Source organism: Saccharospirillum sp. ABV4_185, assembly GCF_056159245.1.
Window position 1 is genome coordinate 418,534 of sequence record NZ_JBSWUW010000001.1, and the last position, 25,721, is coordinate 444,254.

The 25,721-nt window shown below is 55.8% G+C and carries 18 protein-coding genes; 11 read left to right on the plus strand and 7 right to left on the minus strand.

Annotated elements, in window-relative coordinates; translation table 11 throughout:
- Positions 1-141 precede the first annotated feature (141 nt).
- The 8 genes from ACXAE6_RS01910 (at position 142) to purU (ending at position 10,686) form a co-directional block, all read left to right on the plus strand.
- Entirely contained in the window at positions 142-1,404 is a 1,263-nt protein-coding gene (locus ACXAE6_RS01910) for an aromatic ring-hydroxylating oxygenase subunit alpha (protein ID WP_475143775.1), read from the plus strand.
- A gap of 172 nt (positions 1,405-1,576) precedes the next feature.
- Positions 1,577-2,839, plus strand: a complete 1,263-nt coding sequence (gene glyA / locus ACXAE6_RS01915; protein ID WP_475143778.1) for a serine hydroxymethyltransferase — start codon at positions 1,577-1,579, stop codon at positions 2,837-2,839.
- Between the two features lie 202 nt (positions 2,840-3,041).
- Entirely contained in the window at positions 3,042-4,424 is a 1,383-nt protein-coding gene (locus ACXAE6_RS01920; RefSeq protein ID WP_475143781.1) for an L-serine ammonia-lyase, read from the plus strand.
- Between the two features lie 204 nt (positions 4,425-4,628).
- Entirely contained in the window at positions 4,629-5,882 is a 1,254-nt protein-coding gene (locus tag ACXAE6_RS01925) for a sarcosine oxidase subunit beta family protein (RefSeq protein WP_475143784.1), read from the plus strand.
- Positions 5,883-5,897: 15 nt separating this feature from the next.
- On the plus strand, positions 5,898-6,185 hold the full coding sequence (locus tag ACXAE6_RS01930; protein ID WP_475143789.1) for a sarcosine oxidase subunit delta: 288 nt from the start codon (positions 5,898-5,900) through the stop codon (positions 6,183-6,185).
- A gap of 10 nt (positions 6,186-6,195) precedes the next feature.
- A complete protein-coding gene (locus tag ACXAE6_RS01935; RefSeq protein ID WP_475143793.1) occupies positions 6,196-9,216 on the plus strand; it encodes a sarcosine oxidase subunit alpha family protein in 3,021 nt (1,006 codons plus the stop codon).
- Entirely contained in the window at positions 9,209-9,823 is a 615-nt protein-coding gene (locus ACXAE6_RS01940; RefSeq protein ID WP_475143795.1) for a sarcosine oxidase subunit gamma, read from the plus strand. Before ACXAE6_RS01935 ends, ACXAE6_RS01940 begins: the two co-directional genes overlap by 8 nt.
- Positions 9,820-10,686: a formyltetrahydrofolate deformylase gene (purU, locus tag ACXAE6_RS01945; RefSeq protein WP_475143797.1), complete on the plus strand. Its 867-nt coding sequence runs from the start codon at positions 9,820-9,822 to the stop codon at positions 10,684-10,686. The genes ACXAE6_RS01940 and purU overlap by 4 nt, the downstream gene beginning before the upstream one ends.
- Before the next feature lie 109 nt (positions 10,687-10,795).
- Here the strand turns inward: purU and ACXAE6_RS01950 are convergent, their stop codons facing one another.
- Complete coding sequence (locus tag ACXAE6_RS01950) at positions 10,796-11,362, minus strand: outer membrane beta-barrel protein (RefSeq protein ID WP_475143799.1); 567 nt, start codon at positions 11,360-11,362, stop codon at positions 10,796-10,798.
- A gap of 739 nt (positions 11,363-12,101) precedes the next feature.
- Between ACXAE6_RS01950 and ACXAE6_RS01955 the strand changes: the two genes are divergently transcribed.
- Positions 12,102-12,611 carry a hypothetical protein gene (locus tag ACXAE6_RS01955; RefSeq protein WP_475143803.1) on the plus strand — a complete coding sequence of 170 codons (510 nt, stop codon included), beginning with the start codon at positions 12,102-12,104 and terminating at the stop codon, positions 12,609-12,611.
- Between the two features lie 61 nt (positions 12,612-12,672).
- Positions 12,673-14,535 (plus strand): Lnb N-terminal periplasmic domain-containing protein, encoded by a 1,863-nt coding sequence (locus tag ACXAE6_RS01960; protein ID WP_475143806.1) that lies wholly within the window; start codon positions 12,673-12,675, stop codon positions 14,533-14,535.
- Between the two features lie 4 nt (positions 14,536-14,539).
- On the opposite strand, the gene hemE is transcribed toward ACXAE6_RS01960, so the two are convergent.
- On the minus strand, positions 14,540-15,604 hold the full coding sequence (gene hemE, locus ACXAE6_RS01965) for a uroporphyrinogen decarboxylase (protein WP_475143809.1): 1,065 nt from the start codon (positions 15,602-15,604) through the stop codon (positions 14,540-14,542).
- A 118-nt stretch (positions 15,605-15,722) separates the two neighbouring features.
- Here hemE and ACXAE6_RS01970 point away from each other — a divergent pair, with 118 nt between their 5' ends.
- Positions 15,723-16,316, plus strand: coding sequence for an acyl carrier protein phosphodiesterase (locus tag ACXAE6_RS01970; RefSeq protein WP_475143812.1), 594 nt, complete (start codon positions 15,723-15,725; stop codon positions 16,314-16,316).
- Between the two features lie 68 nt (positions 16,317-16,384).
- On the opposite strand, the gene ACXAE6_RS01975 is transcribed toward ACXAE6_RS01970, so the two are convergent.
- The 5 genes from ACXAE6_RS01975 to aroK all read right to left on the minus strand — a co-directional run bounded on the left by ACXAE6_RS01975 (position 16,385) and on the right by aroK (position 25,668).
- The gene (locus tag ACXAE6_RS01975; RefSeq protein WP_475143816.1) at positions 16,385-17,803 is read right to left on the minus strand and encodes an FAD-dependent oxidoreductase; all 1,419 of its coding nucleotides are present in this window, start codon (positions 17,801-17,803) and stop codon (positions 16,385-16,387) included.
- Between the two features lie 17 nt (positions 17,804-17,820).
- Entirely contained in the window at positions 17,821-22,266 is a 4,446-nt protein-coding gene (gene gltB, locus ACXAE6_RS01980) for a glutamate synthase large subunit (RefSeq protein WP_475143819.1), read from the minus strand.
- 222 nt (positions 22,267-22,488) lie between these two features.
- Entirely contained in the window at positions 22,489-23,931 is a 1,443-nt protein-coding gene (locus ACXAE6_RS01985) for an SPOR domain-containing protein (RefSeq protein ID WP_475143821.1), read from the minus strand.
- 135 nt (positions 23,932-24,066) lie between these two features.
- On the minus strand, positions 24,067-25,149 hold the full coding sequence (gene aroB, locus ACXAE6_RS01990) for a 3-dehydroquinate synthase (protein WP_475151691.1): 1,083 nt from the start codon (positions 25,147-25,149) through the stop codon (positions 24,067-24,069).
- Positions 25,150-25,668, minus strand: a complete 519-nt coding sequence (gene aroK, locus ACXAE6_RS01995; protein WP_392799530.1) for a shikimate kinase AroK — start codon at positions 25,666-25,668, stop codon at positions 25,150-25,152.
- Between the last annotated feature and the right edge of the window lie 53 nt (positions 25,669-25,721).

Consider the following 25,721-nt stretch of genomic DNA (forward strand, 5'->3'; position numbering starts at 1 on the left):
CGTGATTGGATAATTACCACTGTCATGCCTTACCGAGAATGAGCGCATTGATTAACAGTGGCCGAACCCGATAGCAGGTAATAGTTGCCCAGGTACCCACGGCCACGCTCAGGCACTGTTGTCCTTACTGGAAGCACACTCATGACCGAAACCGACCTGCTGAACCTGTCTTACTCCAACATCGATGAAGCCCGCCAGGCCATGGACAGCCGGCTTAAAGAGCGTTCGCGTTACCTGTCACTGCCACGGGAACTCTATAACGACCCGCTGCTGTTCCGCGTCGACATGGAAGAAATCTTCTTAAAGGAATGGTTGTTCGCCGGCATGACCTGTGAAGTGCCGGACCCGGGTTGCTATATGACCATCGAGATCGGCCAGAACCCGGTGCTGATCGTGCGCGACCGCGATGGCGAAGTGCGCGCCTTTCATAACGTTTGCCGTCACCGCGGTTCACGCGTCTGCACCGGCGATAAAGGCAAGGTTGCCAACCTGGTGTGCCCCTATCACCAATGGACTTACGACCTTAAAGGCCAGTTGTTGTTCGCCGGTAACGAGATGGGTGACGACTTCGATAAAACCCAACACGGCTTAAAACCGGCGCACTGCAAAACCGCCGGCGGCTTTATTTACATCAGTCTGGCCGAAGGCGAACCACCGGAAATCGACGACTATCTCGCCGCGCTGGCGACCTATATGGAACCCTACGATATGGAAAACGCCAAGGTCGCCGTCGAATCCACGCTGGAAGAAAACGCCAACTGGAAACTGGTGATCGAGAACAACCGCGAGTGCTATCACTGCTCTGGCTCGCACCCGGAATTGCTGCGCACCTTGCTGGAATGGGACGACACCAACGACCCGCGCGCCACCCCGGAATTTCTGGCCTTATGCGAAACTCAGGCCGCTGCCTGGGACGCCGAAGGCATTCCCCACAAGCACGTCGAGTTTGGCTTGCGCAATCGCATGGTGCGCATGCCATTAAAAGAAGGGACGGCGGTGATGACCATGGACGGCAAGCCAGCGTGCCGAATCAATATGGGCCGGATTGAAAACCAGACGCTGGGCTCGCTGCGCATCTTGCACCTGCCGAATTCGTGGAACCATATGCAGAGCGATCACGCCATCGTCTTTCAGGTGCTGCCGATTTCAGCGCAAAAAACTCTGGTGACGACCAAATGGCTGGTGCACAAAGACGCGGTGGAAAACCACGACTACGCGCCGGGCAAACTGCGTTACGTCTGGGACCAGACCAACCAGCAGGATCGCACCCTGGCCGAGCAAAACCAGCGCGGCATTAATTCACTGGCTTACCAGCCGGGCCCTTATTCGAAGACCTTCGAGTTTGGTGTGATTAACTTCCTCGACTGGTACAGCGCTGCGGTGCAGAAAAACCTGAAGGGCTGAGCCGTGCTGCTTTAACCGAGGTTCTTTTACGAGACTCTTCACGACGATCTTCACGAAACCCCAGCCTGAGGCTGTCGCAAATCAGCGCCGGGGTGTCGTGCCAAAGCAGTTAGCCAGAACGGGGCGGCCCTAAGATGAGCAGCATCCATGCACTCATCACAGGACGCCGCTCATGTTCAGCCGCACTCGCAAACTGGCCGATTACGACGCCGCACTTTGGTCGGCGATCAGCGCCGAAACCGAACGCCAGGAAGACCACCTGGAACTGATTGCCTCGGAAAACTACACCAGCCCGCTGGTGATGGAAGCCCAGGGCACGGCCTTGACCAACAAGTACGCGGAAGGTTATCCGGGCAAGCGTTATTACGGCGGTTGCGAGCACGTCGATGTGGTCGAAGAACTGGCGATTGATCGCGCCAAAGCCTTGTTCGGCGCCGACTACGCCAACGTCCAGCCGCACTCGGGCTCCCAGGCCAACGCTGCGGTTTATATGGCCTTGTGCGAACCGGGCGCGACGGTACTGGGCATGAGCCTGGCGCACGGTGGCCATTTGACTCACGGCGCCCACGTCAGCTTTTCCGGCAAGCTTTATAACGCCATCCAATACGGTCTCGATGAAAGCACCGGCGAGATCGATTACGACCAGGTCGAAGCGCTGGCGAAAGAACACAAGCCGGCGATGATCGTCGCCGGTTTTTCCGCCTACTCTCGTATCGTTGACTGGGCGCGCTTCCGGAAGATTGCCGATGCGGTTGGTGCTTACCTGATGGTCGATATGGCACACGTCGCTGGCCTGGTCGCCGCCGGCGCCTACCTCAGCCCGATCCCGCACGCTCATGTGGTCACCACCACCACGCACAAAACCCTGCGCGGTCCACGCGGTGGTCTGATACTGACCAAAGGCCAGCCGGAGCTGGAGAAAAAACTCAACTCGGCCGTCTTCCCGGCCGGTCAAGGCGGTCCGCTGATGCACGTTATCGCGGCCAAAGCCGTGGCCTTTAAAGAAGCCGCCGAAAGCGACTTCCGCGATTACCAACATCAGGTGGTACGCAATGCTCAGGCGATGGCTGATGTTTTTGTGAAGCGCGGTTACGACGTCGTCTCCGGCGGTACCGACAACCATCTGTTCCTGCTCAGCCTGGTCAAACAAGGTCTGACCGGTAAAGACGCCGACGCCGCTTTGGGCGAAGCGCACATCACGGTGAACAAAAACGCCGTGCCGAACGATCCGCAGTCACCGTTCGTGACCTCTGGTCTGCGCATCGGCTCGCCGGTGATCACCACCCGCGGTTTACAGCAAGCCGAATCGGCCGAGCTGGCCGGTTGGATTGCCGACATCCTCGATGCCATGCAAGCCGGCGATGCCACCAGTGTGATTGCCGAAGTGCGCACCAAAGTCAGCCAGTTGTGCCGAGACTTTCCGGCGTACGGTTAACTGACTAAAAGCCTGACTCAGAGCCTAACGACAGCCTCCGGGCAAGCGCTGGCAGTCCGGCCAGTTCGTTAGAGGATGTCCGCAGCATGGATGCTGCGGACAAGGCCCCAGGGAAGGGTTCACGCCGACCTCTAACGGACTGGCCGGGCTGCAAGCGCGAATTCCACCTCCATCACTTAATCAACAGCCGGAGCAAAATGCCATGGCCATCAGCCTGTTCGACATGTTGAAAATCGGCATCGGCCCGTCCAGTTCGCACACCGTCGGACCGATGGCGGCGGCCTACCGTTTTGCCGAAGGCTTAAAAGACGACGGCGACCTGACACGGGTGCAACGCATCGACATTCAGTTGTATGGCTCACTCGGCGCCACCGGCAAAGGCCACGGCACGGGACCGGCGGTGTTGATGGGACTGGAAGGCCACCTGCCCGATCAGATCGATCCGACCATTGTCGGCCCGCGCACCGAAAGCATTCGCGAACAGTGCGAATTACTGCTCGGCGGCGAGCATGCCATCGCTTTTAACGAACGCAATGATCTGACCTACCACAAGCGCGAGACACTGCCTTATCACCCCAACGGCATGACCTTTTTTGCCTTCGATGGCGAGGGCAACAGCGTGCGCGAACGCACCTACTATTCGGTGGGCGGCGGATTCGTGGTCGATGAAGATGCCGCCGGCGCCAATCGCATTGTCGAAGACAAAACGCCACTGCCCTACCGATTTAAAAGCGGCGATGAGTTATTGCAGCTATGTCGCACCCATCAGTTAAGCATCGCCCAAATCATGCTCGCTAACGAACAAGCCTGGCGCAGCGAAAGCGAGGTGCGCGACGGCATTCTGCATATCTGGCAGGTGATGCAGGAGTGCGTGCAGAACGGTATTAAACATGAAGGCGTTTTACCTGGCGGGCTGAAGGTGAAGCGTCGGGCCGCCATCCTCTATGCATCGCTGACGGCACATGACCGCCTCGATCTGATTTCGCCGTCATTAAGCGCCATGGACTGGGTCAATCTCTATGCATTGGCAGTGAACGAAGAGAACGCCGCCGGTGGTCGTATGGTCACCGCGCCAACCAACGGAGCGGCCGGTATTATTCCGGCGGTGCTGCATTATTACTGGCACTGGTGCCCAAACGCCGACGAAGAAGGCGTGATCCGCTTTCTGCTCACCGCCGCCGCCATCGGTATTCTGTTCAAGGAAAACGCCTCGATTTCCGGCGCCGAAGTCGGCTGCCAGGGTGAAGTCGGTTCGGCCTGCGCCATGGCCGCCGCTGGCCTGGCAGCCGCCACCGGCGCCACACCGGAGCAAGTGGAAAATGCTGCTGAAATCGGCATGGAACATCACCTGGGCTTAACCTGCGACCCGATCGGCGGACTGGTGCAGGTGCCGTGCATTGAGCGCAATGCCATCGGCGCAGTCAAAGCCATTAACGCGGCGGTGATGGCGATGCGAGGCAACGGCGAACACTTTGTGTCGCTCGATAAAGTGATCCGCACCATGCGCGATACCGGTCGCGACATGCTCGATAAGTACAAAGAAACCTCGCGCGGTGGTCTCGCCGTCAACGTCATTGAGTGCTGAGTCATTCTTCACTTTAGGGCCCCGTCTTTCGGGGCTTGTCGCAAATCAACACCCGGGTGTCGTCGCCAAGCAGTTGGTTTAGCCCGCGCCCGCCTACCATCGCTTCAAACTGCGTCGACCCTGGCGCTTGGCTTGTTGAACTCTTGTTGAAGAACAGCCGAGTCGCTAGGGTCGACAAGCGGCCACTTCAGAGGACCCGAGATCATGCAGAAGTATTCCGGCTTCGGATTGCTCAAACACGCCCTGAGTCATCACGAAAACTGGCAGCGGGTGTGGCGTAACCCCAAACCGAAAAAACACTACGACGTTATTGTTGTCGGTGGCGGCGGCCACGGTTTGGCGACCGCTTATTACCTGGCCAAGGTGCACAAGGTGAGCAATGTTGCGGTGATCGAAAAGGGTTACCTCGGGGGTGGCAACACAGCTCGTAACACCACCATCGTACGCTCCAATTATTTGTGGGACGAAGCGGCCTTTCTGTACGAACACGCGATGAAATTGTGGGAAGGTCTGGCGCAGGATCTGAACTACAACCTGATGTTTTCGCAGCGCGGTGTTTTGAACCTCGGCCATACTTTGCAGGATATGCGTGACATCGAACGACGCGTCAATGCCAACCGCTTAAACGGCATCGACAGTGTCGCGCTCGACACCCAAGGCGTGCAGGACATCGTGCCGATTATGGATTGCTCCAGTCGCGCGCGTTATCCAATTCTCGGGGCCTCCTGGCAACCGCGCGCCGGTGTCGCGCGACATGATGCCGTGGCCTGGGGTTTTGCCCGCGCTGCTGATGCGCTGGGTGTCGATCTGATTCAGCAATGCGAAGTCGACGACATCCTGATGCAAAACGGCAATGCCGTTGGCGTCAACACCAAGCAATACGGCGAGATTCACGCCGACCGCATCGGCTGTGTGGTGGCGGGCAATTCCGGTGTCGTCGCCAAGATGGCCGGCTTTGAATTACCGGTCGAATCGCATCCGCTGCAGGCACTGGTCTCCGAACCGATCCGCCCGATTCTGGATACAGTAGTGATGTCGAATCAGGTGCACGGTTACATTTCCCAGTCGGATAAAGGCGACCTGGTCATCGGTGCCGGTATCGACGGCTACAACGGTTACGGCCAGCGCGGTTCCTACCCAACCATCGAACACACCTTGCAAGCCATCGTCGAAATGTTTCCGATTTTCAGCCGGGTGCGGATGAATCGTCAGTGGGGTGGCATTGTCGATACCACGCCCGATGCCTGTCCGATTATTTCTGACACGCCCGTTGGCAATCTGTTTTTCAATTGCGGTTGGGGCACCGGCGGTTTCAAAGCCACGCCCGGTTCCGGTCATGTCTTTGCCGAAACTCTGGCCAAGGGTGAAGCCAACGAGTTGGCGAAACCGTTTTCCATGTTCCGTTTCCACAGCGGCGCTCTGGTTGACGAGCACGGCGCCGCTGGCGTTGCCCACTGATTCAGGAGCGCATCGATGTTTTATATCCATTGCCCTTATTGCGATGAACACCGCGAAGAGGAAGAGTTCCACGCCAAAGGTCAGGCACATATTGCCCGGCCGTTGGATCCGGATGCGTGCAGCGACGAAGAGTGGGGAAATTTTTTGTATTTCCGCGCCAACCCCAGAGGCATTCATCATGAACTTTGGGTGCACGCCGCTGGTTGTCGCAAATTTTTTAATATCACCCGCGACACCCAGACCTACGCCATCCTCGAAACCTATCGCTTGGGTGAACAACCCAGCGTGACGTCCCAGTCGTGAGAGACGCCCTATGACTCAACCTAATCGTCTCAACTCCGGTGGTCGCATTGATCGCGATCAGCCGCTGCAGTTTGAATTCAACGGTCGCCGTTACAGCGGTTATCAAGGTGATACTTTGGCGTCAGCGATGCTCGCCAATGGTATCGATCTGGTCGGCCGCAGTTTTAAATACGGTCGCCGTCGCGGCATTGTTGCCGCCGGTGCCGAAGAGCCCAATGCCATCTTGCAACTGGGTGCCACCGAAGCTACACAAGTGCCTAACGTACGCGCCACTCAGCAAGAATTGTTCGATGGTTTGGTGGCGCAACCGACCTCGGGATGGCCATCACTGAACAACGACGCACTCGGTATGGTGGGCAAAGTCTTTGGCTCACTGTTGCCGCCAGGGTTCTACTATAAGACCTTTATGTTTCCGCGTTTCGGCTGGAAGCTGTACGAAAAATACATCCGCAAAGCCGCCGGTTTTGGCCGTTCGCCACGCGCTGAAGACGTCGATCAATACGATCATCTAAACCAGCACGCCGATGTACTTATTGTCGGTGCGGGGGCTGCTGGTTTGGCCGCTGCTTTATCCGCTGCCCGGTCCGGCGCGCGCGTTATTCTGGCCGATGAACAGTCGGAAATGGGTGGCGCTTTATTGCACAGTCGCGACCTGATCGGTGGTAAACCGGCCAGTCAATGGGTCGTCACTACGCTGGCGGAACTCAGTGGTCGCGACAATGTTTTGTTGTTGCCTCGTTCAACCGTCAACGGCTACCACGACCATAATTTCCTGACCATTCACGAACGCCGTACCGATCATCTTGCCGACCGGGCGCCAGAAGGTATGAGTCGGCAGCGCCTGCATCGCGTTCGCGCTCGCTGGGTGGTGTTGGCTACCGGTGCGCACGAACGCCCGCTGGTGTTTGCCAATAACGATCTGCCTGGCTGCATGTTGGCATCAGCAGTCTCGACTTATATCAATCGTTACGCCGTCGCGCCGGGAGACAAGCTGGTATTAATGACCAGTAACGATTACGCCTACCGCACCGCTTTCGACTGGCAAGACGCCGGCCGCGATGTTGTCGCCATTGTCGACAGCCGCGCCGATGTCAGCGGTCACTATCAGGATGAAGCCAAGCGCCGTGGCATTGCTTTAATGCTGGGTCAGGGCGTGATTGAAGCACGCGGCGGCAAAAAGGTAACTGGTGCGGTAATAGCACCGCTCAATGCCGATGGTTCCGCCGTCACTGGCGGCAGCCGCACACTCAGTTGCGACCTGATCGCTTCCTCCGGTGGCTGGAGCCCGGCGGTGCATCTGTCGGCTCACACCGGCAGCCGTCCTGTCTGGAACGACGACATTCTCGGTTTTGTTCCCGGCGAAACGCTGCAACAAATGAAAACGGCTGGTGCGGTTAAAGGCAGTTACGATCTGGTAGCCTGCCTGCGAGATGGCGCTGAGCAAGGCGCCGAAGCGGCCAAGCTGGCCGGTTTCGATGCCACCCCGGTTATGACTCCGGACGTCGACAGCTGGCCAGAAGCCAAAGCCATGGCGCTGTATTGCATTGCGCATACGCAACCGAACAGCCGAGCGCCCAAACAGTTTGTCGATTTGCAAAACGACGTGACCGCCGCTGCTATCGAGCTGGCAACGCGCGAAGGTTTTGAATCCATCGAACACGTCAAGCGTTACACCGCCATGGGTTTCGGCACCGATCAGGGCAAGCTGGGCAACATCAACGGCATGGCGATCGCTGCTAAATCCTTGGGCCAAAGCATTCCTGAAACCGGCACCACCATTTTCCGACCGAACTACACCCCGGTCACCTTCGGCGCCATCGTCGGCCGTCATTGCCGCGATCTGTTCGAACCGGAACGTTACACCGCCATGCACGAATGGCATGTAAAAAATGGCGCTGAATTCGAAAACGTCGGCCAGTGGAAGCGTCCCTGGTATTACCCCAAAGCGGGTGAAACCATGCAGCAGGCGCTCGACCGTGAATGTCTGGCGACGCGCGAAAGCATCGGCATTCTCGATGCATCGACGCTCGGAAAAATTGACATTCAGGGCAAAGACGCACGCGAATTTATTGGCCGCATCTACACCAACGCCTGGGCCAAACTCGCCGTCGGCAAATGTCGCTATGGCTTAATGTGTCACGAAGACGGCATGGTGTTCGACGACGGCGTCACCTCCTGCCTGGGCGAAAACCACTTCCTGATGACCACGACCACCGGCGGTGCGGCTGGCGTGCTGGAATGGTTGGAGTTGTATCACCAAACCGAGTGGCCGGAGCTTGAAGTTTATATGAATACCGTCACCGACCACTGGGCAACCATGACCATCGCCGGTCCCAACGCGCGCAAATTGCTGTCTGAACTGTGCGACGACATCGACCTCGATAAAGACAGCTTCAAGTTTATGGATTGGCGTCAGGGCACTGTTGCCGGCGTGCCGGCGCGTGTGTTCCGCATCTCCTTTACTGGTGAGTTGTCGTACGAGATCAACGTTCAGGCGAACTACGGTTTGCACGTTTGGGAAAAATTGTTCGAGCACGGCGAGAAATATAACCTGACGCCATACGGCACCGAAACCATGCACATTTTGCGCGCCGAAAAAGGTTTTATTATCGCTGGGCAAGATACCGATGGTTCGGTGCACCCCTACGATCTGAATCATGGTTGGGCGGTAAAAGAAGACAAACCATTCAGCTTTATCGGCAAGCGTGGCATGAAACGCCAAGACTGTGTGCGCGAAGGTCGTAAGCAACTGGTTGGCCTGAAGACCAAAGATCCGAAAGTTGTTTTGCCCGAAGGTGCGCAAGCGGTGGATGATCCGAAACAAGCTTTGCCGATGGCGATGCTGGGACATGTAACCTCGAGTTACTACAGCGCCAACCTGGGTCGTTCCATTGCTATGGGGATGATCAAAGATGGTCTGAATCGCACCGGCGATACCGTCTACTATCCACTGTCGAACGGGCAAGTTGTGGAGGCGGAAATTTGCAGCACTGTTTTCTTCGATCCTAAGGGAGACCGCCAGAATGTCTGACACCCTCATTGCCATCATGGATCAACTGCCCACCGCTGAGGTTCCGGCACGCAGCCCGCTGCACCCAAAAAACACACAGCGCAGCGATGGCTTGCAGTTAAGCGAAGAGGCGCTGGCCACTCACCTGGTTATTCGCGGCAATGCTGCTGATTCAAGCTTTGCTCAAGGCGTGGAAAAAGCCACCGGGCTGGCACTGCCCGGCAAGCTGCACAGTGCATCAAATAACGACTGGAGGCTGCGCTGGATTGCACCCGATGAATGGTTGCTCACCGGCCCTGGCAGCGCTGCTTTTACTATGGAAACCGCGCTGCGCGACAACCTCAGTGGCCACTATGCGGTGATTAACGTCAGCGGCGGCCAGACTCTGGTTCGCCTGAGTGGCGCCAAGGCGCGTACTGTGTTGATGAAAAGCTGCCCTTACGACGTGCACGACCGTAACTTCCCGGTCGACAAGGTAGTCTCCACCGTCTTTGCCAAGTCACAAGCGGTCGTGTGCCGCCTCGGCGAAGACGAATGGGAACTGGTGGTACGCCGCAGCTTTGCCGATTACATTTGGCGCTGGCTGGTCGATGCCGGCCAGGAATTCGGTTTGAGCGAGCGCGCATGAACAGCAAAGAAAAACTCTGGATATTAACCGCCCAGTGCCCCAGTCGTTTGGGCACGGTCGATGTGGTGACGCGCAGCCTGGCGGAAACCGAAAACTATGTGGTGGCGATGAACTCCTTTGATGATCGCGCCACCAACAGCTTCAGCATTCGCGTCGAATTTCGTCCGCAAAAAGGTGAAGAGTCGTTGCAACAACTGCGCGAACTTTTCACCAGCCGGGCAACCGACTTTGACATGGACTGGCAGATCACCGAGCCAGAACATCGCACCCGCGTTGCTATTCTGGTCTCGAAATACGATCACTGCCTGAATGACTTGTTGTACCGCTATCGCACCGGCGAACTGGCGATTGATATCCCGCTGATCATTTCCAACCACCCTGATTTGCAACACCTGGCCGACTGGCACGGTATCCCTTATCACCACTTGCCGATTACGCCGGATACCAAAGCCAAACAGGAAGCGCAGATCTGGAATCTGATCACTGACGCTCAATGTGAACTGGTGGTATTAGCGCGCTATATGCAGGTGCTGTCGCCAGAAATGTCAGCCAAACTCGACGGCTGGGCAATCAATATTCATCACTCTTTATTGCCGGGTTTTAAAGGCGCCAAGCCCTATCACCAGGCCTGGGCGAAAGGCGTCAAACTGGTCGGTGCGACTGCTCACTACGTGAATGATGATCTGGATGAAGGGCCGATTATTACTCAGGGCGTGCAGGCCGTAGATCACAGCCATTATCCGGAAGAACTGGTTGCCAAGGGTCAGGATATTGAAAGCCAGACTCTCGCCAAGGCGGTGCGTTATCACATCGAGAAGCGCGTATTTTTGACGGGGAATCGGACGGTGGTGTTTCCGGATTAGCCAAGCATTAAAATCCAGGCCCTGTCTAAGTATATCCACCATTGCTCACTTTTCTGCGGGGAGCGCAATCATACGTCACCCCGCAGAATATAGGTTAGAGCAACCGACGTTATAACTTCAGCTCAGCTTTAATACCAAAGGTGAACGCCCCTGCCTCAAGACTTGAGTCATCTTTATCTTCGGCTTTAACGTATTGGATTAACCCACCTACTTGAGTATGAGGCGAAGTTTCATATCCAACACCAACAATAAAAGCCTGCCCCAGACCGTTAAAAACATCAACCGCTGCGTGAGAAATGTTACCCAACCCGAATCCAGCTTCAACATATGCGCCGCCTTGATCACTTAGGTAATAAGTTCCGCCCAAACCCATTAACCTAGAGAGCACCAGATATGAGCTGTCAGAGCTATTTAAACTGTCATCTACAAATAGAGACTGTTCCATTTGATAGTAGAGGGCCAGGTTTTGATTTACATAGCCGCCTAATTTAAAAGACGTACTGATACCACCAAAACTATCGTCCGCTTCATTGCCATTCTGAGACAGTGTGAGGCTGGTCCGCTGCAATCCTAATCCGCCACTTAAATAGACTCCAGACCGGTCATCAGCAATGGTACTTAAGCTCAACACCAACAATATCCCTGCCAATCCGAACCTTACAACATTGTTTTGCATAGTGACTCCATATCTCTATTCATTTAGAGGGGTTTTCGGGCTCTGTCCACTTATCATTATATTCACATTAAAACCCAATATACACTTAATGGTGTCGCTTCTTTCTGCGCTGTCATGCATGCGCAGTAATCAAATAGGAAGCAGGAACAGCCGTAGAACTCTCTACTAAGTGGCTGGAAATTTAAAGGATCTGTTGATTTTCATACTTTGTTATTAAGATGATTTTTTACAATAAAACCTTCCATACCAATCCGTTAATAGAAACGTCAATAATACGCCATCTGAGTAACAAAATGTTTCACAGAGTTCTTTAGCATATTCGAGCATGTCTATTACCGCTTCCTCTACATCTAGCTCGTGGGCTTCACTTCCCCCTCCTAACATTTAATGACCGGATCAAACTGGTACTGACTTTGATAACTATCCTGATGACGGATGGCGCTGCTTCGGCGTGCGGTTTTACTTCTGTTTATAAGGCGTACGTCAAGAATCGAGGGTGACGGGGAATCGGATGGTGACCTCCAGACTGAAGCTGCACAACGGGCACGTCCTTATAGTGCCGAAGTATATCCACTCAGTTGACAGATTATTGCGTACAACGCGACCTTGCTGAGAATCAGCTAATTCTTACTACTTTTTCTTGGCCTTCAAATTATTGATGGCGAAATTCTTTTCGATTCCTATACTGGGTCGGTGGGTAAGACTCACATCCCTCAAAAAAATACAGCAAGGAGTGTTTATGAAGTCGATTAAACTAGCTCTGGCCTTTGTTGTCGTCCTGTCTGCGGCAAATACGGCATCGGCGGCGGACCGCAGTTTCGGGGAAATGTACGTAGAGTGTGGCTTCGGTGCGGCAGTAAACCGTGTTTTCTTATTGGACACTGTGGAAGGTTCAGGCGCCGTCGCAGTGTTATTAAATTTATTTACCTTATCAGGTGGCTTGGCTACAACTTCTGGTTTTACCACCCCTAGGCTCTGTTTAGGTGGTCGCGCTCAAATGGCGCAGTTTATTATCGAAACCCACCCGCAAATTGAACAGAACCTGAGCGTAGGCTCTGGTACTCATCTAAGCTCCATGATGACCATGATGGGTTGCGGTGATAACTCTGCGGCAGCGGCAATCGCTCTGCGTGCTGAATTCAGCAAATCCATCGCTGAAGATGGTTACTACGAAAACGACTACCTCGGAAAATCAGAGCTGCTGTTCAACGCCGCTGTCGATGTTTCCACCCAGTATTGCACCGTCTAATCCACATTAGTAACGCCCTGATGGATATTACTACGCCCCCAAATTGGGGGCGTTATACTCTATGAGCTATTGTATTCGCTGTTTCTTGTTGGTTTGTCTGAGCGGGTTTGTACTACCAACACTGGCATCAAACACTGCCATTCCAAGTGAGAAAATCGTCGCCCTTGCTGAATCGGATAACTGGTATCGACAGTTATATCTTAGCAACACTGAACCCGGCCCTTCTGCCCCACGGATCCAAGATGATCAGTTCTACTTTTCGCCGGGTCCGATCATCGATCCACTCGAAGAATTGAGGGCAACACTTGGTGCTTTTCGCTCCAACCTAGATTCGATTGACGATGCCCACCCTATTTGTCGGTTCCCGTCACGCTTTATTTATCTACAGCGCCAACTGAACTTGTTTCCTGATGTCGATGTACTGCAACAATGCCCAACTTTTGCGACCTGGGCCGACTTACATCCAGATACCCATGTAACAGTAGTGATGGTCGATGGTTACTACGGCAATCCTGCCTCTTCATTCGGCCATTTGATTGTAAGAATTGGCCGGGATAGCCCAGGGCGGGCTCTACTGGACACTAGCGTCACCTACGGTGCAGAGACTCCCGCAGACGAAGACATCCTTACCTACCTGACCAAAGGGTTAATAGGTGGCTATCTGGCTGGCTTTACAGTCGAAGATTTTTATCACCAGGATTTGATCTATACCCGCACTGAATTTCGCGATATGTGGAATTATCAGCTAGCGCTTTCTGCCGAACAGAAACTGCAATTTACTGCCCATATTTGGGAGGTTCTGGGTCATCCAACAACCTACTATTTCGCTAAAAACAACTGCGCCTACGCGATCGCGGAAGCTCTTGAATTCGTGCTCGATACAGAAATCATCGATCGCAACGTTCACTGGTACGCACCAGTTACCCTTTTGCAGGAATTAGAACAACTCGACGCAAAAGATCCTGGCCACATCATCGCGCGGCGAGAATTTATACCATCGAAAATGCGTCAATTGGAAAACCTGCTCTATGCATTAAACCCGGTTCAAGCTCGGGCAGTGCAGCAGTATCTATATACTGAGGGGGAGAATTTAGACGAACTTTTATTGTCTCTCGACGATACCGATTCAGCCATCACCCTGGAAGCCTTGCTCGTATACCACGACTACCTGATTCGTGGCTATCCCGAGCTCGGCACTGACCTCTATGATCGTCGCCAGCAATTGCTGATAGCACGACTTGCGCTGCCACCGGGACAGCGATTAGAGGTTGAACCCATCGAGCCGGGAATGCCGGCAGGACTGACCGCTCGAACATCGCGACTCAGCCTGGGGGCTGCTTACCGTGATGACCAATTGCTTACGGTCCTCGGCTTTACTCCTTATCAACAGACAGCAACCGATCTGGGTAACGATGATCTTTCGGAACTGACCGCCTTTCATACCGAAATTGCGTTTGATGACGAACACATTGATCTCAACCGCTTCACTTTTATTCGTATATCGCAACGCAGTGACTGGCGTCGTCGCTTACCAGAACAAAGGCCTATCAGTTGGGACTTAGGCGTGGCTGCAGATTGTCTTATCGACTGCCAGTCATCAGAAGGTATTCAGCTCGAAGGGGGGTTGGGACAAAGCTTAGGTTTTGGGCCGTTGCTGTTCAGCGGACTGGGTCGAGCCAGCTTGACTGGGCGCGAACTTCAAACCGGTTTCGATCTGGAAGTCGGCTTACCGGAGCGCTTTGGCTGGTCAGTGCAAAGTTCCGTCGGTTATTGGTTGCCAGTAACCAATAACGCCATCGATGGCTGGCTGGCGCAATCCGATCTTCAGTTTTCAGCTAACCAGAAGCACAGCTTCCTGCTTAGCGCCAACCTTACTGACAACGATTGGCAGGCTCAGCTCAACTGGCAATGGCATTACCGCTGATCGCTCAGCGGTGATACTTCGGACTCAACTCCACCACCGCCTCAACATAAGCGCCGGCGTGTTCCGGGTCGATCTGCGGATGAATGCCGTGGCCCAGGTTGAACACATGGCCGCTGCCTTTGCCGAATTCGGCGAGGATACGTTCGACTTCGTCGCGGATGCGTTCCGGAGATGAATACAACACCGCCGGGTCGAGGTTGCCTTGCAGGGCGACCTGTTTACCGACCCGCGCGCGCGCGGTATCGAGCGGAGTGGTCCAGTCGAGGCCCAGTGCGTCAGCGCCACTGTCGGCCATCGCTTCCAGCCATTGGCCGCCGCCTTTGGTGAATATAATCACCGGGACTTTTTTGCCTTGGTGAGTACGTTTCAAGCCGGCGACGATCTTACTCATATAGGCCAGCGAGAAGGTTTTGTAGGCATCGTGCGCCAGGGCACCGCCCCAGGTATCGAAGATTTGTACGGCTTGGGCGCCAGCTTCGATCTGAGCATTTAAATAGTCGGTCACCGCATCGGCCAGTCGGCTGAGCAGTGCATGCAGCACCTCTGGTTGATCGTAGAGCATGCCTTTGGCGTGGCGGAAATCTTTGGAGCTGCCGCCTTCAATCATATAGGTCGCCAGCGTCCAGGGGCTGCCGGTGAAACCGATCAGCGGTACATCGCCATTCAATGCCTGGCGAATGGTGCTGACCGCTTTCATGACATAACCCAGATCGGTTTCCATCGACGGCGTTTTCAGCGCTTCAACCTCGGCCATGGAGCGGACAGTGCGTTCAAAACGCGGGCCTTCACCGGTTTCAAAATACAGACCCAGACCCATAGCATCGGGGATGGTGAGGATGTCGGAAAACAGAATGGCGGCGTCGAGCGGGTAACGGCGCAGCGGCTGCAATGTCACTTCGCAGGCCAGCTCAGCGTTTTTGCACAGACTCAGAAAATCGCCGGCCTGAGCACGCGTATCGCGGTATTCTGGCAGATAGCGACCCGCCTGGCGCATCATCCATACCGGGGTGCGGTCTACGGATTCGCGCAACAGGGCGCGCAAAAAGCGGTCGTTTTTCAATTCAGCCACAATCACTTATCCCACTCATCAAAGTGCGCGCATTATACGCATGCAGGCCTGCGCTGACGAATGCAGTGACCGCCCAAGGGCGTGTTAGACTGACGCCAATCAAATTTCAGGAGCAGCGGTGAACTTTCTCGGCCACTGGTTATTTTCCGACCCGGATGCAGATTCTCTGCTGGGCAGTCTCTGGCCCGATTTCGCGCTGCGGCCCGATCCGAACGATGTTTCATCCCGTTTTATCGATCATTTCGATCGCCACCAATGGATTGACCGCACCACCGACGCCAGCCCGGAACTGGAATCGCTGCGCCAGCGCTTGCGGCCCAAGCTGCGCAAAACCACGCCCATCGTGGTCGACATGCTGCTCGATCACCATCTGGCGTTGCACTGGACTGACTACCATCGACAAGCGCTGGCTGTCTTCACCGAAGAACGCTATCGCGAAACTCGCCGCTTCGACACGCTGCCATTACCGCCTCGTTTGGAACGAACGCTGCATTGGATCATTGAAGACGATTGGCTGGGTGGCTACCAACGGCCAGAGAATATCGTCCGGGCGCTCGGCGGTTTGTCGCGCCGGCTAAGGTTTGCAGATGAGATGGAAGCGCAGGGATTTTGGGCGATTGAGCAGCTGTTGCTTGAGAGAACAGCGGTCGATGAGTTTATAATGCGGGTGATGGGAGAGATCCCGGATAAGCCTGACGGCTTTCCGGGATGACGGTACCTGGGGTTGACGGCTTTCTAGGATGACGGCGTCTGTTTCAGACGCCTTGGTTTAGCTGACGCTTAAACGCCCAGATAATCCAGAATGCCATCGGCTGCCTGACGTCCTTCCCAGATGGCGGTCACCACCAGGTCGGAACCGCGCACCATATCGCCGCCGGCGAAAATTTTGGCGTTGCTGGTCTGGAAAGCGAACTCCTGTTCTTCCGGCGCTTTAACGCGTTTCCAGTCGTCCAGTTGAATCTCGGCTTTATCGAACCAGTCGGCCGGGCTCGGCTGGAAACCGAAGGCAACGATGACCGCATCGGCGGGCAGAATTTCTTCCGAACCAGGTACCACTTCGGGGCGACGGCGACCGTTTTCATCCGGCTCACCCAACTGAGTGCTCACCAGCTTAATGCCTTCCACCTTACCATCACCAACGATTTCAACCGGCTGGCGGTTGAACAAAAACTGCACGCCTTCTTCTTTGGCGTTGGCGACTTCTTTGCGCGAGCCAGGCATATTGGCTTCGTCACGACGATAGGCACAGGTGACGCTCGCCGCCTGCTGACGAATGGACGTGCGGTTGCAGTCCATGGCGGTGTCACCACCACCAAGAACCACCACGCGCTTGCCGGCCATATCGACAAAGTCGGCCGGGTCTTTTTCCCAGCCGTGACTGTGATTGACGTTGGCGACCAGGAACGGCAAAGCATCATAAACACCGTCCAGTTCTTCGCCGGGAAAACCACCTTTCATAGAGTTATAGGTGCCCATGCCCATAAAAACGGCATCGTATTCGGCGAGCAGGTCGTCGAATTCAACGTCGACACCGATCTCAGTATTCAGCCGGAATTCCACGCCCATGCCTTCGAACACTTCACGGCGCCGCGCCATGATGGATTTTTCCAGCTTGAATTCGGGAATGCCGAAGGTGAGCAGGCCGCCGACTTCCGGGTAACGATCGAACACCACCGGTTTAACGCCATTGCGCACCAGCACATCGGCGCAACCGAGACCGGCCGGACCGGCGCCGATAACGGCGACTTTTTTATCGGTCCAGACCACCTTCGACATATCCGGCTGCCAGCCCATGGCGAAGGCGGTGTCGGTGATGTATTTCTCGGCGTTGCCGATGGTCACCGCACCGAAGCCATCGTTCAGCGTACAGGCGCCTTCGCACAGACGATCCTGCGGGCAAACACGACCGCAAACTTCTGGTAGGGAGTTGGTCTGGTGACAGAGTTCCACCGCTTCGAGCACATTGCCTTCGCTGACCAGTTTCAGCCAGTTGGGAATGTAGTTGTGCACCGGGCACTTCCACTCGCAATAGGGATTGCCGCAGTGCAGGCAGCGATGCGATTGCTCAGCCGCCTGTTTTTGCGCGAAAGGTTCGTAAATTTCCACGAACTCATGTTTGCGGGTGTGAATGTCTTTTTTGGCCGGTTCGCGACGGCCAACATCGACAAACTGAAAATCGTTGTTCAGTCGTTGAGTCATCTTGGTTTCTCCGTCGGTTATTCCGGACGAGCCCGGGTGTTGGACAACAAATCCGACAGGCTCGATGCCTTCGGTTTGACCAGCCAGAAACGACCGACGTAGTCGTCGTAGTTATCCAGCAATTCCGCGCCCCAGGCGCTCTTGGTGTCGTCGACAAATCGGCCGATCACACCAAATAAATGATCGCGATAGGTTTCCATGCTTTCGGTGCCGATGCGCTGGATATCCACCAGTTCGCGGTTGTATTTATCCGGGAAGGTGTTTTCCAGATCGAGCACGTAAGCAAAGCCACCGGTCATGCCCGCACCGAAGTTGCCACCGACATTACCGAGCACAGCCACCATGCCGCCGGTCATATATTCGCAGCAGTGATCGCCGGCGCCTTCAATGACCGCGACCGTGCCAGAGTTACGCACCGCAAAGCGTTCGCCGGCACAGCCAGCGGCGAACAAGGTACCGCCGGTCGCGCCGTACAGGCAGGTGTTACCCATGATCGACGTCTGCTGAGTTTCAAAAGCTGAACCCTTGGGCGGACGGATGACGATCTTGCCGCCGGTCATACCTTTACCGACGTAATCGTTGGCATCGCCATCGAGCACCATATTCAAACCACCGGCATTCCAGACACCAAAACTCTGACCGGCAATGCCGTTGAGTTTCAGCGTGATCGGCCGGTCGGCCATGCCTTGGTTGCCGTAGCGCTTGGCGATTTCACCCGACGCCAGTGCACCAATAGAGCGGTCGCAGTTACCGATATGGAATTCAAATTCGCCACCGGTTTTGTTTTCGATCGCCGGCAAAATCGCCTTGAGAATTTCGCGCTGTTTGCCACCTTGGTCAAACGGCTTGTTACGCTCAACCTGACATTGCTGCGGCTTGCTCGGATCGATCTGATCGTTCGACAAAATCGGCGACAAGTCCAGGCTCTGCTGCTTGGGCGTCTCGCCTTTTTTGACGCTGATCAAGTCGGTACGACCGATAATTTCGCCCAGGCTGCGATAACCCAACAAGGCCAACTGCTCACGCACTTCTTCGGCGACAAAACGGAAATAATGTTTGACCATTTCCACGGTGCCACGGAAGTGTTGATCGCGCAGATTATCGTCCTGAGTGGCAACACCGGTGGCGCAGTTATTGAGGTGGCAAATACGCAAGTACTTACAACCCAGCGCAACCATCGGCGCTGTACCAAAGCCGTAGCTTTCGGCGCCGAGCAGCGCGGCCTTGATAACATCCAAGCCGGTTTTCAGACCGCCATCGGTTTGCAGGCGAACTTTGTCGCGCAGGTCATTGCCGCGCAGCGTTTGCTGCACTTCGGCCAAACCCAATTCCCAAGGCGAGCCGGCGTGTTTGATCGAGGTCAGCGGACTGGCGGCGGTACCACCGTCGTAACCAGAGACGGTGATCAAATCGGCGTAGGCTTTGGCCACACCGGCGGCGACGGTGCCGACGCCAGGCTCACTCACCAGCTTCACCGAAATCAGCGCGCTCGGGTTGATCTCTTTCAAATCGAAAATCAGCTGTGCCAAATCTTCGATCGAATAAATGTCATGGTGCGGTGGCGGTGAAATCAATGTCACGCCGGGCACTGAATAGCGCAGCTCGGCAATCAGTTTATTAACCTTGCCGCCGGGCAACTGACCACCTTCGCCGGGCTTGGCGCCCTGAGCGACTTTGATCTGAATAACGTCAGCGCTCATCAGATAAGCCGGCGTTACGCCGAAACGACCGGACGCCACCTGCTTGATTTTGGAGCGGCGATTGGTGCCGTAGCGTTTCGGATCTTCGCCACCTTCACCCGAGTTGGAGCGGCCGCCGAGTTCGTTCATCGCCATCGCCAGCGCTTCGTGCGCTTCTGGGGACAGTGCGCCGAGTGACATGGCGGCGGAGTCAAAACGCGGGAATAATGCTTCGGCCGGTTCGACTTCTGAAACCGGTATGGCTTTGCGATCCGACTTCAATTCGAACAGATCGCGGATGGTCGCGACCGGACGCTGGTTGACGTAGTTGGCGAAATCGCGGAAGCGCGCTTCGTCGCCATTTTGCACCGCGTCCTGCAGCGCCTTGACCACATCGGGGTTGTAGTTGTGGTATTCGCCGCCGTGGACGTATTTCAGCAAACCGCCCTGTTGGATTGGCTTGCGCGGCTTCCAGGCGTTGTCGGCCAGGGTGCACAGGTCGTCGTGAATATGCTCAAAGCGCGCGCCCTGAATACGGCTCTGCACGCCTTTGAAACACAGATCGACGACATCGGAATGCAATCCAACGGCTTCGAACAACTGCGCTCCGCGATAGGACGCCAGGGTCGAGATGCCCATCTTGGACATGATCTTAAACAGACCTTTATTAATGCCCTTGCGGTAATTTTTGTGCAACTGGCGCGGGTCACCCTGCAGCTCGTTGGTGCGGATCATGTCGTCCAGCACTTCGTACGCCAGGTAGGGATAGATCGCCGTAGCGCCAAAGCCAATGGCGACAGCAAATTGGTGCGGGTTACGAATATCACCAGTATCGAGCACGATATTGGTATCGCAACGCAGGCCTTTTTCCACCAGACGGTGATGCACTGCGCCGGTTGCCATCACGGCTGGAATAGCGACCTGGCCGGCTTGCAGATCGCGATCCGACAAGACGACGATCTTAACGCCATCGCGACTGGCCGCTTCGGCGGTATCGCACAGCGCTTCGATGGCCGCACGCAAATCACCGTCAGCCGCGTAAGCCAAGGGCAGATGCTGATGGCGGAACTCAGGCGCTTCCTGATGCAAAAAGTTTTGATACTTCAACGGCGATAACACCGGCGAAGTCAGGATCAGGCGTTTGGCGTGATCGGCGCTCGGCTGGAACAGATTGCGTTCCGGGCCCAGACAGGTTTCCAGCGACATCACCACGGCTTCACGCAATGGATCGATCGGCGGGTTGGTCACCTGGGCAAACTGCTGACGGAAATAATCGGTGACCGGACGTACCTGGCGCGACAACACCGCCATCGGCGTATCGTCGCCCATGGAACCAACCGCTTCCTGGCCGCTTTCGGCTAGCGGGCGCAACACCTGGTCGCGCTCTTCAAAGGAAATATGGAACAGCTTTTGGTAGGCCAGCAGTTGTTCCGGCGACAGCGACGAACCGTTGACTTCCTCAGCCAGTTCCAGCTTGGAACGCAGACGCACGGCGTTGGTTTTCAGCCAGTCTTTATAAGGATGAGCGCGTTTGAGGCGATCGTCGATTTCTTCGGTTTGCAGGAATTCACCGGTCTGGGTATCAACAGCAACGATACGGCCAGGACCGACACGGCCTTTGGCGACCACGTCTTCCGGCTTGTAATCGAAGGTGCCGATTTCTGACGCCAGGGTGATGTAACCGTTTTTGGTAATAACCCAGCGCGCCGGGCGCAGACCGTTACGGTCGAGCATGCACACCGCATAACGACCGTCGGTCAGCACGATGCCGGCCGGGCCGTCCCAGGGTTCCATATGCATGGAGTTGTATTCGTAAAAGGCTTTCAGATCGCCGTCGATGTTTTCGACGTTATGCCAGGCCGGTGGAATCATGGTGCGCGCAGCACGGAACAAATCCATTCCGCCGAGCAACATCAACTCCATCATGTTATCCATGCTGGAGGAGTCCGAACCGGTGGTGTTCACCACCGGCTGCAATTCATCCAGGTTGGGCAAATAAGGCGAGGCAAACTTGGACGCGCGCGCCTTGGCCCAGTTGCGGTTGCCCTGGATGGTGTTGATCTCACCGTTGTGCGCGATCAACCGGAACGGCTGCGCCAGCGGCCACTTCGGCATGGTGTTGGTGGAAAAGCGCTGGTGGAACACGCAGATGGCGGTTTCCATGGTCTTGCTGGCGAGGTCCGGATAGAAGGCCGGCAAGTCGACCGGCATCATCAGGCCTTTATAAGACAGCACGGTGTCGGACAGCGAGCAGATATAAAACTCTTCGTCGTGCGCCATGGCCTGTTCGGCTTTGCGACGGGCCACATAGAGTTTGACGGCCAGGCCTTCACGCGATTCCGCGCGGATAAACACCTGCTCGATGGTCGGCATACAGGCCAACGCCATCGGACCACAGACCGATTCATCGGTCGGCACCAGACGCCAGCCGAGAACCTCCAGACCCTGATCGGTCAAGGACGACTCCAGCGCCTTGCGACCTTCGGCGGCGCGGCTGGTTTCGGCGCTGAGGAAAATCATACCGACGGCGTAGGCGTCGCCCAAGTCAGCATCAAAATGCGTTTTGGCTTCGGCGCGGATAAACGCATCGGGCATTTGCAGCAACAGGCCGCAGCCGTCGCCGGTTTTGCCATCGGCAGCGATACCGCCGCGGTGAGTCATGCAGGTCAGCGATTCGATCGCCGTTTGCAGCAGATCGTGGCTGGCCTGGCCTTCCATGTGAGCGATAAGGCCGAAACCGCAGTTGTCGCGAAATTCAGCCGGATTATAAAGACCGTTTGTCATTGTAATAGAGCCTTGCTGGGCCGGTGACCGAGCGCTGCCTTCCCGTAAAACTGGGGGCATCACAGTGCGCAAAGGAAACCGGGGGTTGAACGGCCGGGTACAGAAAAATCCCGACGCCCCTACTGAAGGTTTGCATCCGAGTCTATTCAGTGACGGACGTCACACAAACAATAACGGTATATTAAGAGGATGAATTATAGAATTGCCCGATTTTCGCTCATCTCAGTTGTTACGCAGACTGCCAAAAGTCCGCGCCCAAGGCTCCTGATCGCGAAAACGGGCGGGCAACCTGGCGATGTCGGCACGGGCTGCGGATGGCCCGGCATAACGGCCGTGAATCAGCACATACCAGGGGCGGCCCTGATAGCTGGAAGTGACGATGTCGTAACGCTCGGCATTATCCAGTTCCGCCAGGATGGCCTCGACTGAAGCGCGATTGCGCACCCCGACTAACTGCAGGGTGTATTCATTATCGGCAGCGCTGGCCAGCAAACTCTGTGACGTGGCCGGAGTGGGTGACGCGGCCGGAGTGGGGGCAGGCTGGGATGCCGCCTGTGGTTCAGGTGCGCTTGGTGGTACCGGTTCAGGTTGTGGCTCTGGGGACGGCGTCACTTCGTTCGCTGCCGCGTCGGCTTCTGCCTGAGCGGCCGCTTCGGCGGCTGCGGCTTCCTGGCGACGCGCCTCCACCCGGGCGACGGCATCGGCCAGGCGTTGCTGAACTTCAGATTCCAGCGGCTCCTCGGCTTCTGGCGTCAGCGGCTCGATTTCCGCCAGTTCCACGGCATCGTTGGCCTCATCCGGCGAACCACCCTGGTTAGAGTAGAGCACCGTCAAAACGATCAGCGTTACCACACCCGCGCCAGCCAACACATGCGTCAGCGGAAAACCCTGCTTGCGCTCGGTGGTTTTAAAGGTGCCGGCGATCAGGTAATCGCGCACCACCTGGTTCAGTTCACCGGGCAAACCACCGGCCAGATCATTGAGCCGGGCAACATCGTTGTCGCCGATGGGCGTGCCATTGGGTTGACCGGACGCGGCAAAGCGATCATTAAGGTAAACCACAGCATCGGCACCGCTTAAAGGTTCCAGCACCAGGCGATACCAGTGATCGTCGTTATCGGATTGGGCGATTGCGGTGGCCGAGCTGGCTAACCACAGCTGCCGCAGACGACTTTCGGTACGCGGCGCCAGAGTGCGCATCGACTGCAGCCAGGTTTGTACATCGGCTGGCAGCAAGTCCGCTTGCTGAACAATCAACAGAAAGTTTTCGCCATCTTCCGTGCGCTGCGCAATGGCGTCGGCCATATTGCGATAGAGGCTGGCGGTATCGCCGTCGGTTTTCAGTCCCAGCCCCAACTGACCAATGAGTTCGCGGCTGGCGCCGTCGAGGCGATCGATCTCGCCGCCGTCGATCCAGGCAATGCGCCAGTCGTCATCCAGCAAGCGAATCACCTGATGGGAAATGGCGCGCTTGCCGCCACCGGTGGGCGCCATCAATAAACAATCCTGGGGGCTGAAGCTCAACAGATGACGTATATGCTCGGCCAACTCCAACCGTTCACCAGCGCCGCTGAATACCGAAGCATCCACCAGTTCACCGAAAGGATCCTGGTAAAGGCCGTAGTAATCGAGCATGCGCTGGGTCTGGTCAGTAAAGTCTTGCATAACATCCACCTGGACGAATGAATTCCGTTTTAACGATAAAGAGTAACGATAACGAGAGTTACGATAACAACAGTACCGATCTCAATCGCTGAATTAGCTTTGGACCAAGCGACTGAGTTCGTCAAGGTCGCAGCATCAAAAGCGTGCCGTCAGACACGCCTGTAACTGGTTGGCATCGAAGTCTGCGGTGACCACAGCCCGACCCAGCGCCTGCAACAATACCAAACGCAACTGGCCGGATTCGACTTTCTTATCGCGACTCATCTGATTCATAAAATCATCGGCGCTCATCGTCGACGGTGGCGCCACCGGCAAGCGTGCGCGTTCGATCAGGGTGCGGGCGCGATCAAAAACCGATTCATCAATCCAGCCCAAACGCCGCGACAGATCACACGCCATGACCATGCCGGCACCGACCGCCTCACCATGCAGCCAAGCGCCGTAACCTTGTTCGGCTTCGATGGCATGGCCGAAGGTGTGCCCCAGATTCAAAATAGCGCGAATGCCTTGCTCGGTTTCATCCGCTGCGACCACCTCGGCTTTAAGCTCACAAGAACGAGCGATGGCCTGAACCAGGGCTTCGGGTTCTTGCGCCAGCAATTCATCCAGGTGCTGTTCGAGCCAGACAAAGAAGTCGGCATCATAGATCAGGCCGTATTTAATCACTTCGGCCAGACCGGCGGATAATTCGCGCTCAGGCAAGGTATTAATCACCTGCGGATCGATCATCACCGCGATCGGCTGTTTAAAGGCGCCGATCATATTTTTGCCCAATGGATGATTGATGCCGGTTTTGCCGCCGACCGAGGAATCGACCTGCGATAACAGTGTGGTTGGCACCTGAACAAAGTCGATGCCTCTTTGATAGGTGGCCGCCGCATAGCCGGTCAGATCACCAATAACGCCTCCGCCAAGGGCTACCAGAACCGCCTTGCGTGAGAAGCGTCGCTCCAGCAAAGCGTCGTAGATCAGGCCAAGAGTGTCGGCATTTTTGTGCGCTTCACCGTCCGGCAATACCAGACTTTCCAAGCGCCGACCCGGAGCTTCCAGGGTTGCCAGCAACGCGTCCAAATACAGTGGCGCCACGGTTTCGTTGGTAACAATCAACACTTCGTGGTGCTTGACTAAAGACTGCCAGGCTTTGGCGTCGGCGAGAATTCCAGATTCAATTATGATGGGATAGGAACGATCACCCAGATCGACACTCAGTTGCATGATTCAACGCTTCAATTTTAATTGTTTGATGATTTCCCGGACCACTGCCCGGGGCGATTGGCCATTGGTGTCAATGGTCAGATGAGCGGTCGCTTCATAAAAAGGACGCCGTTCACTGGCCAGGCGACGCAAGGTCCCTTCCGGGTCCGGACCGTTCAGCAGCGGCCGGTTGCGATCCTTGGCGGTGCGCACCAATTGTTGCTCCACCGAGGTTTTAAGATAGACCACCTGTCCTTTGGTTTTCAGCAGTTCGCGGTTTTCCGGACGAATGATAGCGCCACCGCCGGTAGCGATCACCTGACGACCCTCGTCGACCAATTCTGCCAGCACCGCAGTCTCACGGTCACGAAAACCGGACTCGCCTTCAAGATCAAAAATCCACGGAATATCGGCGCCGGAACGGGCTTCGATTTCGCGATCGGAATCGATAAAGGGCAGCCCCAGGCGCGTCGACAATAATCGACCGATGGTACTTTTACCCGATCCCATAGGACCAATGAGAATAATGGAAGTGTGATTCATCGCGCCAGTTTATCACTGTCCGGCAGACAGGTAACGGTTCAGCGCCGCATGAA